The sequence below is a fragment of the Chryseobacterium defluvii genome (genome assembly GCF_003634775.1).
Taxonomy (GTDB): Bacteria; Bacteroidota; Bacteroidia; order Flavobacteriales; family Weeksellaceae; genus Chryseobacterium; species Chryseobacterium defluvii.
The window spans coordinates 736499-751327 of record NZ_RBXB01000001.1 but is presented as its reverse complement, the minus strand read 5'-3'; the positions used below and the strand labels follow the sequence as shown (position 1 = coordinate 751327).

The 14829-nt window shown below is 36.7% G+C and carries 10 protein-coding genes and 2 tRNA genes; 7 read left to right on the top strand and 5 right to left on the bottom strand.

The genetic code is table 11. From position 1 onward, the window contains the following. Positions 1–70: 70 nt before the first annotated feature. Positions 71–1033 (top strand): YpdA family putative bacillithiol disulfide reductase, encoded by a 963-nt coding sequence (locus BCF58_RS03570; protein WP_121460409.1) that lies wholly within the window; start codon positions 71–73, stop codon positions 1031–1033. 98 nt (positions 1034–1131) lie between these two features. Here the strand turns inward: BCF58_RS03570 and BCF58_RS03565 are convergent, their stop codons facing one another. The 3 genes from BCF58_RS03565 to BCF58_RS03555 all read right to left on the bottom strand — a co-directional run bounded on the left by BCF58_RS03565 (position 1132) and on the right by BCF58_RS03555 (position 6290). Next, positions 1132–3162 (bottom strand): TonB-dependent receptor, encoded by a 2031-nt coding sequence (locus BCF58_RS03565; RefSeq protein WP_121460408.1) that lies wholly within the window; start codon positions 3160–3162, stop codon positions 1132–1134. A 138-nt stretch (positions 3163–3300) separates the two neighbouring features. Next, on the bottom strand, positions 3301–4482 hold the full coding sequence (locus tag BCF58_RS03560; protein ID WP_121460407.1) for an MFS transporter: 1182 nt from the start codon (positions 4480–4482) through the stop codon (positions 3301–3303). Positions 4483–4616: 134 nt separating this feature from the next. Beyond that, entirely contained in the window at positions 4617–6290 is a 1674-nt protein-coding gene (locus BCF58_RS03555; RefSeq protein ID WP_121460406.1) for a glutamine--tRNA ligase/YqeY domain fusion protein, read from the bottom strand. Positions 6291–6442: 152 nt separating this feature from the next. Here BCF58_RS03555 and BCF58_RS03550 point away from each other — a divergent pair, with 152 nt between their 5' ends. Further along, a complete protein-coding gene (locus tag BCF58_RS03550; protein WP_121460405.1) occupies positions 6443–7573 on the top strand; it encodes an alpha/beta hydrolase in 1131 nt (376 codons plus the stop codon). Between the two features lie 215 nt (positions 7574–7788). On the opposite strand, the gene BCF58_RS03545 is transcribed toward BCF58_RS03550, so the two are convergent. Together BCF58_RS03545 and fbp are read right to left on the bottom strand one after the other, a co-directional pair. Beyond that, entirely contained in the window at positions 7789–8817 is a 1029-nt protein-coding gene (locus BCF58_RS03545) for an o-succinylbenzoate synthase (RefSeq protein WP_121460404.1), read from the bottom strand. Beyond that, positions 8817–9833, bottom strand: a complete 1017-nt coding sequence (fbp, locus tag BCF58_RS03540) for a class 1 fructose-bisphosphatase (RefSeq protein ID WP_121460403.1) — start codon at positions 9831–9833, stop codon at positions 8817–8819. The genes BCF58_RS03545 and fbp overlap by 1 nt, the downstream gene beginning before the upstream one ends. Before the next feature lie 322 nt (positions 9834–10155). Here fbp and BCF58_RS03535 point away from each other — a divergent pair, with 322 nt between their 5' ends. From BCF58_RS03535 to BCF58_RS03515, 5 genes are all read left to right on the top strand, one after another. Beyond that, entirely contained in the window at positions 10156–11394 is a 1239-nt protein-coding gene (locus tag BCF58_RS03535) for an aspartate kinase (RefSeq protein WP_121460402.1), read from the top strand. 22 nt (positions 11395–11416) lie between these two features. Then, complete coding sequence (locus BCF58_RS03530; protein ID WP_121460401.1) at positions 11417–13258, top strand: lysophospholipid acyltransferase family protein; 1842 nt, start codon at positions 11417–11419, stop codon at positions 13256–13258. 92 nt (positions 13259–13350) lie between these two features. After that, positions 13351–13423: transfer RNA gene (locus BCF58_RS03525), tRNA-Phe, on the top strand. Positions 13424–13608: 185 nt separating this feature from the next. Beyond that, a tRNA-Phe gene (locus BCF58_RS03520) sits at positions 13609–13681 on the top strand. Between the two features lie 743 nt (positions 13682–14424). Beyond that, positions 14425–14736, top strand: coding sequence for a hypothetical protein (locus tag BCF58_RS03515; protein ID WP_147462013.1), 312 nt, complete (start codon positions 14425–14427; stop codon positions 14734–14736). Positions 14737–14829: the final 93 nt, after the last annotated feature.

Sequence of the window (14829 nt, the reverse complement as noted above, 5' to 3'; positions counted from 1 at the left end):
CATAAAATATCATAGATAAGTTCTCTTGGAAAGTATGTATGCGGTTTAAGCTTTTGATTAAATTTGTCCTATGGAAATTCTGGATATTCTTATTGTCGGAGGTGGGCCTATCGGATTAAACTGTGCACTGGAAGCTCAGAAAAATAATCTCAGCTATTTGATTATAGAAAAGGGGACCATTGTTAATTCATTATACCATTATCCTTTATATATGAGGTTTTTTTCGACTGCGGAAAAACTGAAGATTGACGGTATTCCGTTCATTTCAACAGCACCCAAACCAGGACGGCAGGAAGCTTTGGAATATTACCAGGGTATTGCAAGGCAAAAAAACATCAATATTCACCTGTATGAAAAGGTGCTGAATATCTCAAAGACTCATGAACTCTTCGAAATTGAAACTTCAAAATCAAAATATCTGTCTAAAAATGTAATTATCTCAACAGGTTTTTATGATATCCCGAATATGATGAATATTCCGGGAGAGAATTTACCAAAAGTAAAGCATTATTATACGGAACCTTATCCTTATGCGAAACAAAAAGTAGTGGTAATAGGCTCCAGCAATTCTGCCGTGGATGCAGCTTTGGAAACCTACAGAAAAGGAGCTGAAGTGACGATGCTCATTCGCCATTCTGGAATTTCAGAGAGCGTAAAATATTGGGTAAAGCCTGACATAGAAAACAGAATTGCGGAAGGAAGTATTAATGCATACTTTAATGCCGAAATGATCAGAATTGAAGAAAAAACTGTTGTTTTTAAGGATGGAAACGGACAGGTTCATGAAATTGAAAATGATTTTGTTCTTGCCATGACGGGCTACCTTCCTGATTTTGATTTTCTGAGAAATTCGGGAATAGAATTACAGGGAGACTGTCTGAATCCTGTTTATCATCCTGAAACGATGGAAACCAACGTTCCTAACCTCTATCTTGCAGGTGTTGTCTGTGGAGGGAAAGATACCCATCTTTGGTTTATTGAAAACTCAAGGGTTCATGCAGAGATGATTATAGGAAGTATACTTTCTAAATAGTTCAGATGATCTCTCGCAGATCGAGCAGATTACGCAGATGTTTACGCGTATTTTTTTAATTTTTATACATAACAAGATCTGTTCAATCCGGAAGAAGTTTAAAAATCCACTTTCATCCCAACAATAAAACTCCTTTTTGCCGCCGGATTATAAAAGCGGTTTCCAAAAGCATTAATATCAAAACCCAGAACATATTCCGTGTTGTAGAGATTCTGAATTTGAAGATAAAGATTGAATGTTGTTTTTCCCCATTCTATAGGAAACCCTAATTGAATATTACCTACGAAACTTGCTTCGGACCATACGGAATTGGCATCATTCAACGGCATTTTTGAAGTATAAAAATGAGAATAATCAATAGACAGTTTTTGAAAGAATATAAAGTTCAGTAAGCTATTTAAGCTTGTAGCGGGAACACCGGTAAGATCGTTTCCTGAGAAATTTTCTGCATTCTGCACATAATCCTTAAACTTAAAATGATAAAAGCTTCCTGAAAATCTAAATTTAAACCGACTGAAATAAGGGTTGTCTAAGGTAAAGTTCTTCGACTCCAAAAGAATTTCCATTCCTTTCTGCACTGTTTTACCCTGGTTCACAAAATACTCCTGCCCTATTTCATTCTGTCTTCTTACAATAGCGTCTTTCATACGAAAATCAAAATAGCTTCCTTCTAAAAAAATGACATTTCCAAACTGCTTCCGGATACCAATTTCTTTATTCCAACCGTATTCAGGGCGAAGATTCAGGTTAAATTCCTGATTGGAGGAACGGATTTCTTCATTGGTAGGAGCTGAATTCCCCTTTCCTATTTTCCCTCTTGCCGAAAATCCTTTTCCCAAAAGGTAAGTAACCCCGAAATTGGGAAGCCATTGATTTTTAAAGTTCACTTTACCGTTACCGGATGCCGGAAATAATCTGTTCCACGTATACGAACTGGAATTTAAGCTTAGGGAAATATCCGTAAAAAGCCTTTCTTTAAAATTCAGTTTCTGTGAAAGGAAATAAAATCCTGATCTGTTTGTAAGCTCATCAAAATTTTGAGGCGTTCCTTCAACCCCTTTTGTATTATCATAGTTTTTGACCAGAATAGTATTGATTCCGCCCTCAAAACCCATTCTCCAAGCTGCTGTAATGGTCTTCCAATGGTGCTCATAATTAAAATGGGTTCTTAATGCAAAATTCTTTTCAAACCGGTTTTCATAGTTGGTGATAAAAGGATTTTCAAAATCAACATAAGAACCCTGAACCAATATAAAATGAGAGAATTCCGGACTTATAGTATATTCATGAGAAATTCCGGCAAGGATCATTTTGTTGCGGATTCCCGCAGCCTGCTCTTTAGCACCCGGAAGCGTTGCCGTTGCAGGTCGTGCCTGTTTTCGGTTGATCAGCATTTGCTCCCGGGTTAATCCTCCAGGAGTTTCATAATCCAGATCCGATAATAGCAGCATCGCATGAAGTGATCCCTTTTCCGAATATTGAAATTGATCTTTTATAAAAAATTGTTTTCTTTCAACAGCAGACTGTTCTCTGTAAGAGTCCGTTCTGTAATAATTCTGAAAAATACCGACAAAATGTTTTCCTGATTGTTTTGAAAACTTAAAACTCTGGTTGAAAGTTCCGTAGCTCCCTGCGCTAAGATTCGCAGATAATTGATCAGATCTTTTTGTCTGAAGAAGAATAGTTCCCCCTGTTACAGCTCCGTAATCTCCACTTTCCGGACCTTTATAGATTTCCATCCTATCAATGAGCTCAGGAGAAATAACATTAAAATAGGTATTCCCTGAAGCATCTGATAAGATAAGATCATCCAGGTACACTTTTATATTCCTGACTCCGAAAGGAGATCGCAATGTACTTCCTCTTACAGAAATCCTGTAACTTGCCGGAGAACGTTCCTCCATCCTTACACCCGCAATCTGATTTACAGATTCCAGCATTCTTTCAGGAGTATTCTGATTCAGAAGATTTTTTGAAACTACGGAAACCGATTTTGTGGATGCCATAAAGTGAACCGGTTTTTTATAAGCATCAACTTTTACTTCTGAAATCAATGTGGTGGAATCATTTTCCTGGGATAAGAAAAATGGGCTTAAAAGAATTAAAAACAAGAGGTTAATTCTCCGCATTAGTGTATTGGAAGTTAAAAATTAAAGTGTAAAAGTTAGGAAAAATAACCTATTCATTCTATGAGTTCAAACACAATAACTAAAATTAAAAAAGAATTCCGGGCATTAATATTGATGTCCGGAATTCTTTTTGTAAATCTAACTTTCTAATTCTTTAGCTTTAGCTTTATCTTTCAGCATCCATGGAATGATAAAATAAAAAGCCACCGCTATAAGAGTCGCTAAAACTCCTGTTCCAATCCATAAGATTTCAAATCCAAACTTCTCTGCAATCATTGTTCCCAAATATGGAGTGATAATGAACGCTATGGAAAATGATATCCCGTTCAGTCCCATATACGCCCCTTTATTATGATTTCCAGAACGTAAGGCTGTGATAGTAGACATAAAAGGCAGTGTCCAGATTTCCCCGATGCACAATAAAGTCATAGAAATCACCAGGGTGATCATCCGATGGTCTACAGCCATCATTGCATAAGAAAACCCGCACAAAAAGGTTCCGATCAACATGGTAAAAGCCAGGTTAAAATATTTTTCTGCAATCTGTACAAAAGACATTTCCAGCAATACGATCAAAAAGCCACTGTATGCCAAAATATACCCGATGTTTTGCTGACTGAGATGGGCCGTATCCTTATAGAATATCGTTAACGTGCTGAATAACTGGAAAAAACATATGGAAAACAGCATACAAAAGAAACAGTAGATCAGGAATTTATTATCCCGGTAAGGCGAGTTTTCTTTGGCCACAGCTTTTGCTTCTTTTACTTTCTTTGCTTTAGCCACAACCCGTTGGTTTCGCTTTCCAAAGAACCAGATATACAGCAAACCCGCAAGCAATGCTCCTGCAGCATTACTATAAAACAGGAATTCATAAGAAATAGCGGATAAAATCCCACCTAAAGCAGGCCCGATCGAAAATCCCAGGTTAATTGCCATACGGTTCAATGAAAAAGCTCTTGTAATGTGTTCAGGCTTCGCGTATTTTGTAATCGCTACTGAATTGGCAGGGCGAAACGCTTCACTTACAATACTCTGGGCTAAGATGATACCCGCCAATCCTGCTTCTGTAGTAAAAAGCGGAATTAAACAAAACAACGGCACACTGAGCAACAGGCTCAGGCTCTGTACCCGGTATTCTCCGAGACGGTCGGTAATCATACCCCCCAACCAGGATCCTATTACTGATCCTATTCCAAAAAAGCTCAGGACGATCCCTGAATTTTCAATACTGAAATGCAAATGATCCGTCATATAAACTCCCAAAAAAGGAAGTACCATAGATCCTGAACGGTTGATGAGCATTACCAGCGCCAACATCCAACTTTCCTGCGAAAGTCCTTTAAATGAACTTGTATATAAATGTAATATTTTCACAATTTTAATATTTTTAAATAAAAAAACAGGGCCTGTAAAATAAGCCCTGTTCTGTTTATATTGGTATAAATAGATTTTTACTCCGGCTTATAAGAGTCTTTTAATGTCACTGTACGGTTGAATACCAGATGAGTATCCGTAGAATCCTGATCTTTTGTGAAATATCCGATTCTCTGGAACTGAAGAGGCTCTCCAACTGCCACATTTTTTAAGCTAGGTTCGGCAAACCCTTGCACGATGGTCATAGATTCAGGATTGATAAAGTTCAAGAAGTCTACATCTTTCTCTGCATCCGGTTGTTCAACCGTGAACAATTTATCTAAAACCCTCACCTCAACAGGCAGTGCATGTTTTGCAGAGACCCAATGCAGTGTTCCTTTTACTTTTCTTAAACTTTCTTCCGTACCGCTTCCTGACTTGCTTTTTTCGTCATAGGTCGCATAAATGGTTGTAATTTCCCCATTTTCGTCCTTCTCTACTCTTTCCGCTTTGATGATGTAAGCAGATTTTAATCGGACCTCTCCTCCTAATTTCAGTCTGAAGAATTTATTATTGGCTTCCTCCTTGAAGTCTTCACGCTCAATATATAATTCTCTGGAGAACGGAACTTCTCTTGTTCCCGCATTTTCCTGTTCAGGATTGTTTTCCGTTTCTACCCATTCTTCCTTATCCTCAGGATAGTTCTCAATGATGAGTCTGACCGGATCTACCACTGTCATTACACGTTTTGCAACTTTATTCAGGTCTTCACGGACACAGAATTCAAGCAACTGAAGCTCAATAAGATTCTCTCTTTTGGCAACTCCTACTTTTTCAATGAAATTTCTGATAGAAGTCGGCGTGAACCCTCTTCTCCTCATCCCTGAAATAGTAGGCATTCTAGGATCATCCCATCCGGTGACTACCTTTTCAGCAACCAGCCTTTGCAGCTTCCTTTTGGAAGTGATCATATAAGAGACATTCATCCTTGCAAATTCCCTTTGCTTCGGTGCTACCTTGGATTCGTCATACACCTGTTCCAGGTACCAATTATACAATGGTCTGTGATTTTCAAACTCCAAAGAACATAATGAATGAGATACCTGCTCCAGATAATCTGATTCTCCGTGAGCCCAGTCATACATCGGATAAATTTTCCAGGCGGTTCCGGTTCTGTGATGTGGTCTTTTTAAAATTCGGTACATCACAGGATCACGCATATTCATATTAGGAGAATGCATATCAATTTTAGCACGAAGAGACATGGAACCCTCCTCAAATTCACCGTTTTTCATTCTTTCGAATAAATCTAACGATTCTTCAACAGGGCGGTTTCTGTAAGGAGACTCCACTCCCGGTTCGATAGGATTCTTTCTTTGCTCCGTAATCAATTCAGAGGACTGCTCATCTACATAAGCTTTTCCTTCTTTGATTAATTGAACGGCCCATTCGTAAAGCTGCTGGAAGTAATCGGATGCATACAATTCTTTGTCCCATTTAAAACCTAACCATTCAACATCTTTCTTGATAGAATCTACGAATTCCTGTTCTTCTTTTTCAGGATTCGTATCGTCGAAACGAAGGTTTACGGGTGCATTGTATTTTTCACCCAAACCGAAGTTGATGCAGATGGCTTTAGTATGCCCTACATGCAGATAACCATTAGGTTCAGGTGGAAAACGGAAACGGATCTGATCATTTTTCAGCCCGTTTGCCAGATCATCTTCAATAATTTGCTCAATAAAATTGAGTGATTTTTTTTCTTCTTCCATTACGTTCGCTTTATTTTGTGCAAAAGTTTCACAAAGTTATGGAAAATTTAGGGTTTACGAAAGTGATAAATTTAAGGTTCAATTGTTTATTATTCAATATTTTTTACGAAATTTAGGCAAACTAAAACCAAACCCGACTCTAAACTGATAACATGGCTGTCTATATACTCAGCAATAGGAAAATCGTTCGTCATAAAGGCGAAACGGTAGATTCATTTTCCAATGATGAATATTCAATTCCTAACTTCAGGATCGCAAAATGTGATTTTGAAGGATACAAGGAACCGACTGCACAATTCAAAAAGAAAAAAAATTATACCAACCGGAACATTATAAATTACAAACTCTTTTCAGAACCGGAAAAACAAGGCTATGAAGACGTTCTGGAGGTTTTGCTGAATGAAAGAAACAAGCAGAAATCCGGCTTAACTGCTAATAATTTAGGAGGGACCCAAAGAATGTTTTATGAGCTTTATAAGAACATGTCTTCCACTAAGTTAAGAAGCGATGTTCTAATATTTATTCATGGATACGCCTATGATTTTGATGATGAGCTGAAAGCAATCATTGATCTTAAAAAACTATTTATTGATAATCCGGAATCCCCGGTTGAGCACATCCTGTTTGTCAGCTGGCCGGCTTCCAGCAGCATTGTTCCGTTAACGTATTTTGATGATAAGGCAGCAAGCATTAATTCGGGAAATTCTTTAATGAGGCTGTTTTACTTTTACACTCAATTTTTAAAGGATATTTTTTCCCATAAGGTTCTTGCCCCGTGCAACCAGAGAATTCATATGATGGCCCATTCAATGGGAAACAGGGTGCTACAGAGTATGTTATATAGCCTTAAAAGGGAAAACATTGTAAGAGTTATCGATCAGGTGCTTTTGCTGAATGCAGATGTTTCCTATAAAGTGTTTGATGACTCGGAGGACTCTTTCAATAAACTTCCTTTGCTGGCCAACAGAGTTTCTATTTATCTGAACAGGAAGGATGCTATTTTAGGAATTTCGCAGTTTACCAAGAATATTCTTACTCCCCGGCTGGGAAAGAACGGACCAAGCAGCATTGACCATTTAAAAGATATTGTTTCTATTATTGACTGTACATTTATTGAAGATGACTTACTGAATACTTTAAAGTTTGATGTGGGAAACCATTGGGGATACCTGTCGAGCTCACAGGTTCAAGAAGATATTTTTCAAAACCTGAATGGAATAGATAGAAACCTAATAACCAACCGATTAAAAAACAACGAAAACCTATTCACAATTATTTCCTAACAAATTATTAATTAAAGTTTAATTAATTTAAGTGTGTGTTAAAGTTAAAATCAGTATGGCAAAGTGGCATAAAGATTGTAACTCTTTACATAGGGAAATACAAAATTTTTTATCATGGAAAAAGTAAAAAAAACGTTTTCTCATATATTGACATATATCAAGAAAACAATTTTCGTAAAAGACGTGATTTAATTAAACTGAGTAATAACAAAAAACTAAAACCTATCGATTTTAAAACTACTATTTTTAAAAAAAAGTTCTTCGCCTTGCAATTCTAATTCACTGTGAAAGTTATTAGTGAATAGCCCGCCGGTTCCTAAACCCTGAGGCATATTATTGTTCTTAGTATAGGTATATTGGGCAATGGCGTTTAATCCTATATTACTTTCCAATGCGGAAGTAATCCACCACTTTATCCCCAGTTCTTCAGCAAGGGATATCCATTCGTCAGAGCCTGTGAAGCCACCCACAAGGGATGGTTTCAATATTATATATTGTGGCTTTATGGTTTGCAAAAGTTCCTTCTTTTCAGGTAATTCAATGATACCGATTAGTTCTTCATCCAAAGCAATGGGAGTTGGACTTTGCGCACACAATTCAGCCATATCTTTCCAGTTTCCCGCTTTAATAGGCTGTTCAATAGAATGAATCTGCAAGTCTGCAAGCTGCTGTAAAACAACCTTTGCTTCATCAGTAACAAATCCGCCATTGGCATCTACTCGCAATTCCAGCTTCTCTTTTGAAAACTTCTTTCTCAGCTTTTGAAGAATATCATGTTCAGATTCCCAGTCAACTCCAATTTTTAACTTGATGCAATGAAACCCCTGGTCCAGCTTATCCTGAATTTGCTCTTCCATATAGCCGATATCTCCCATCCAGATCAAACCATTGATGATAATTGGGGTGTCTCCTTTTGTAAACTGACTTGGAAGATAAAGATTATCACCGTGCTTTAGATTTAAAACAGCCTGTTCATATCCGAACCAAATGGAAGGAAATGCTTTCAATTCCCCTTTTAAATATTCAGTATCTTGTTGAATATTTTCACAAAGCCATTGCAGCTTTTCTTCATAATCCGGCCTGTCGTCAAAGCTTAACCCTCTGAAAATTGCGCATTCACCTATTCCCTTTTTATCGTTTTCCGAAATTTCAAGAATAAAGGTTTCCTTTTTATACAAAACGCCTCGAGATGTTCCACTCGGGCGTTTGAATTGTAATAAATATCTGAAATATTTTGCCGTCATTATTTTACACTGTCAATTCGCATAAACTCTTCCGCCTTCTCCACCATTTCGGTACTTCCGCAGAAAAAAGGAATCCTTTGATGAAGTTCGGTAGGCTCAACTTCCAGAATTCTTCTGAAACCATCCGTTGCTTTTCCGCCCGCCTGTTCCGCAAGGAATGCCATTGGATTACACTCATATAACAATCTCAGTTTCCCGTTGGGAGCCTGTGAATAAGATGGATAAATATAAATTCCTCCTTTCAGCATATTTCTATGAAAATCCGCTACCAGAGAACCAATATATCTTGATGTATAAGGACGGTCCCCTTCTTCCATCTGGCAATATTTAAGATAGTTTTTAACCCCTTGAGGGAATTTAATATAGTTCCCTTCATTGATGGAATAGATTTTACCATTCTTGGGAAATTTAAGGTTCGGATGAGAAAGGTAATAAGTTCCAAGAGACGGATCCAGTGTAAATCCGTTCACTCCGTTTCCTGTTGTATAAACGATCATCGTGGAAGAACCATAAATCACATATCCCGCAGCAACCTGATTGATGCCTTTTTGTAAGAAATCTTCCAGCTGAACAGGAGTTCCCGGCTCACTGACTCTTCTGTAAATAGAGAAAATTGTTCCTACAGAAACATTCACATCAATATTAGAGGAGCCATCCAGAGGATCTATAAGCACCACATATTTGCTTAAGTGTCCGTTATCACCACACTTAATATCAATGAAATCATCATTCTCTTCCGAAGCAATTCCACATACCACTTCTCTTTGCGATAATGCCGTAATAAAAATATCGTTAGCCAGAACATCAAGCTTCTGCTGTTCCTCCCCCTGAATGTTTTGGTTACCTGCTACTCCGGTAATATCAGCAATACCTGCCTTATTTACTTCTCTGTTTACCACTTTTGAAGCCAACCTTATAGCACTTAGAAGACGGGAAAGCTCCCCTGTTGAATACTGAAAATCATCTTGTTTGTCAATAATAAATTCTCCTAAAGTCTGTAATGATTGATCTGACATATTCTATTTTTTATGTTTTCCCAAATTTCGTAAAATTTATCATAGTAAGAAAATTTTATCATCAAAGACGTTACACGCTGTTTTTCAGCATCATACCATCCAATCCGGCATTTTCTTTACAGTTTCATCCAATAATTGGGTCCCCTTTTTATATATCCGGGTGCGAAATTTCTCAAAAGTTCCATAATTTTAAGACTATAATTCAAGCTTTGTCCCTTCGCAGTGATTACCCACTTTCATATCTCATTGTAAATTTATAATTTTGACCTCCGTAAAAAACTCAAATATTTTATTATCTAACAATTTTATTTTTAATAATTTAATGAAAATTTTCAAGTTTGGTGGGGCATCCGTGAGAGATGCCGAAAGTGTCAAAAATGTATCAATGGTTTTAAAAAGCCAGGGTTTTTCTAAATGTCTGCTGGTAATATCGGCAATGGGAAAGACCACTAATGAATTGGAAAAGGTTGTAGAACTTTATTTCAAGAAGGATAACTATCAAACTGAAATTGAAAATATAAAACAGAAACACATCGAAATTGCAGAAGGCTTATTCCCTGAAGATCACCCTGTTTTTGCGGAAATCAATGTATTTTTCGATGATATTGATTCTTTTTTAAGAAGAAACAAGTCTCCTAATTATAATTTTGTATATGATCAGGTGGTAAGCTGCGGAGAAATGATTTCCACTAAAATTGTAAGCGAATACCTGAATGAAATACAGTTCACCAATCAATGGCTGGATGCAAGAGATTATGTGAAAACGGATAATTCCTACAGAGAAGGTGTGGTAGACTGGTCAAAAACAGAAGAATTCATCTCAACCCTGAATCCGGAAATCTGCTATGTAACGCAAGGTTTCATCGGCTCTGATGAAAACAACTTTACGGTAACTTTAGGAAGAGAGGGCTCCGACTACTCTGCCGCAATTTTTGCATACTGCCTGAATGCAGACGCTATGACGATCTGGAAAGATGTTCCTGGGGTAATGACAGGTGACCCGAGAAAATTCAAAGATGTTACGCTTCTTTCCCATATTTCTTACGAAGAAGCTATTGAAATGGCTTACTATGGTGCAAGTGTGATCCACCCGAAAACGTTACAACCCTTACAACAAAAAAATATTCCATTTTATGTAAAATCTTTTGTGGATCCTACTAAAGAAGGAACTAAAGTGGGAGCTTCAGACCAAAATCAAAGTGAAGAATCCTATATTTTAAAGGAGCATCAGACTTTACTGAAAATCTCTACCAGAGATTTCTCTTTCATCGCGGAAGATCATATGAGTTTAATTTTCGGATATTTATCAAAATATAAAATCAAAGTTTCCCTCATGCAGAATTCTGCAATTTCATTAGCTTTATGTTTGGAAGATAAATTCAATACTGTAGATGAGCTTAATGAAGAACTTCAGAAAATATTTAAAACTGAAGTCGTGAAAAATGTGTCTTTATTTACCGTAAGGAATGCGAAGATAGATAAGATTGATAAATTTTACCAGCAAAAAAGTGTATTATTGGAGCAAATTTCAAAAAATACACTTCAAATGGTAACACAATAAAACTAATAGCGACTTAACACACATGAGTTTAATTTCGAAAAATGATCTGATCAAAGCTTCCGGTTTGGGCAAAATCGGGTTCTTAAAGAACCCTGTTGCTTCTGCCGTGATGAGTATTGCCAAGATTAATGAAGTAAATAAGCTGTACAACAAACTTAAAGATAAGGAAGGCAAAGACTTTTTCGACTCATTTGTGAGAGAAAGAAATCTAAGTTATATCGCTTTTGAGGAAGACTTAGCCAAAATCCCAAAAACAGGACCTTTTATTCTTGTTTCCAATCATCCGCTTGGTGCGATTGATGGAATATTAATGTGCAAAATCCTATCGGAAGTACGTCCGGATTTTAAGGTAATGGGTAATTTCCTCCTGGAAAAGATAAAGCCTATGGAGCCGTACGTTATCTCCGTGAATCCTTTCGAAAACAGAAAAGATGCTTACAGCAGCTCTTCGGGAATGCGTGAGACATTGAAACATTTACAGAATGGAGGTTGTGTGGGCATTTTTCCGGCGGGCGAAGTTTCTAATAAAAATAACCCCTACGGGGAAATTCTAGATAAAGAATGGGAGAAGCCGGCTCTTAAGCTGATTAAAATAGCCAAGGTTCCGGTAGTCCCTATGTACTTTCATGCTAAAAACAGCCGCCTGTTTTACCAGGTGGCCAAACTTCATCCTAATTTACAGACCCTGATGCTTCCCGCAGAAATGATGAATGAAAGGGAGAAGCCCATCCGTATCAGAATCGGAAGACCTATCGCTGTAAAAGCAATGGATGATATGGAAACCGTTGAAGAATTAGGAGAGTTCTTAAAACGTAAGGTGTACATGATGAAATCTTACTATGAAAAAAGAAAGTCTCTTGCCCAAAGTATCAACCTTCAAAACCTATCCATAAAATTCCCTTTGCTTAAAGAGGAAAATATTGTTCAGAATATTATTGATGAAACCCCAAAAGAAGATATTCTTAAAGACATCAGTAAGCTGAAAGGTACTGACAAGATGTTCTTCAGTAACGGAAATTATGAGGTCTACTTTACTGCCTACGAAGAGATTCCATCCATTATGAGGGAAATCGGGCGACAAAGAGAACTGACGTTCCGTGCAGTAGGTGAAGGAAGTAATCTTCCTTTTGACCTTGATGAGTATGATAAACATTATCACCATCTTTTTCTTTGGGATAATGCTGAGGAAAGATTGGTAGGAGCATACAGGATGGCTTTAGGGAAAGAAGTCATGAAGAAATATGGCATAAAAGGATTTTATACCAGTTCTCTTTTTGAATTTGAACAGGATATCCATCCGTTCTTTAAAAAAGTAATTGAGATGGGGCGTGCTTATATTTGTCAGGAATATCAGCAAAAACCGCTTCCTCTTTTTCTTTTATGGCGCGGAATTGTTCATGTATGCCTTAGAAATCCGGACCATAAATTCTTAATGGGCGGTGTAAGTATTTCCAATAAATTTTCGGAATTCTCCAAATCATTGATGATTGAATTCATGCGTTCCAATTATTATGATTCGGCAGTAGCGCAATATATCACTCCTAAAAATGAGTATAAAGTAAAGCTCAGAGACCGTGACAAGAATTTATTCTTCGATGAAATGGAATCTGACCTTAATAAGCTGGATAAAATTATCGACGATCTTGAACCGGAGCTCAGGTTACCTGTTCTGATTAAAAAATATATCAAACAAAATGCAAAGGTAATTGCATTCAATGTAGACCCTAATTTCAATGATGCAATAGATGGCCTGATGTATATCCGTATCAGTGACCTTCCTGAAAGCACGATAAAACCTGTTTTAGAGGAAATGAGCGAGCATATCAGGAAAGAACAGGAAAATAATCCGGCTGAAAATCAGTAAGTTTTTACTTTGTCCGGAAAAAAGATTTGTTAATACTTGCTTCATATGCTAAAAGTTACTACTTTTGCATCACTTTAAAACAACGAAGTAATGGTTTCTTAGCTCAGTTGGTAGAGCAATGGATTGAAAATCCATGTGTCCCTGGTTCGATTCCTGGAGAAACCACAAACCGCCTTAACAAAGGCGGTTTTTTTTATAATCTTTCAATAGCTCTTCCAGCATAAAGAATTAAAAAAACAGTCTACGATACCGGAGATGCCTTGATTCATGCATATTTTTTTCTCTAAGCATAAAAAAACTTGCATACTATAAAAAAAACTCTTAGTTTTGCACCCACATTAAAAAACAATGGTTTCTTAGCTCAGTTGGTAGAGCAATGGATTGAAAATCCATGTGTCCCTGGTTCGATTCCTGGAGAAACCACAAACCACCTTATTAAAGGTGGTTTTTTTATTTATATTATAATACTTTTCCTCCATTTGATTCTATGGAAATCATCTGCAAAATACAAAATGTGTGAGCCGGCAGATCAGAATACAAATTTATCGTCAGTACACTTCCTATTTAAATTCTAAATCAAAATTTACATTTTTTTATTCCCATCATACTATTTTCAAACTACATGATGGCATTTTTATTTGGATGCTAACCGCAGAATATCCGTTTTATTTTTTTTAATATCAAAGCAGCCTTCTGTCTCAAAGAGAATTGTTTTCTTCAGAAAAGAGCCCATGTATTGGTGAAAAAATAGAATGATGTATCTATGATGTATGTGTTTTTAGGGGTTTATTTTTAGGCTATTATATATTTGCTGAAAAATAAGACAAGTGGTAAAAGAATTTAGAGTAACAACAAAATACATTCAGTTTAAATAACAAATGACTTTCTTTTTGCTATGTTATTTGTAAACCATTGCCATAACCAAATGATGAAAAAATTATTATTAGTTACATTTTATTTTCCTTTCTTCATTATCGCACAAGTAGGGTTTAAAGTAAGGAAAAATTCGAAAATTTAAATTAAAATAGCTATAACAATATCATATACAAACAGGGCAACTAAATAAAAATGATATGCTTATAATGATAGGTATTTTTTAGGATATGATCTATTTGATCTTGATTGATTAATTGATTGAAAAAACACAAAAACACATAAAAAACACAATGATGGAAGAAAATTTCTTGGGTTTACTCTGTCTTTTAATGAGTACGGCAACAAATGTACAGCCCCCATCCGGATGTACAGGTATTTTGCATAGTTCGATGGTCAATTCTTCAACATCAACAATCATTCTCAAAACTATCGGAACTGTTACACCTTCTGCCTTGTTAATGGCAGGAGGTATCCTTAAGACAAACAAAAGTGATAACAGAAACATTACGGATTTTTCTTATGCTCTTGCACCTCCGGGTTTCCACACAGACGTTACAAACCACCCCACTCAATCAAAAAACAGCAATTTTTTTGGAGTATAATAATGGGCGAATCTAGTCAGTTCACCATGAAGAATGCTATCTGATCATACTGAACAGAACCAATACAGGCTGTTTTATGATCACTGAAATATA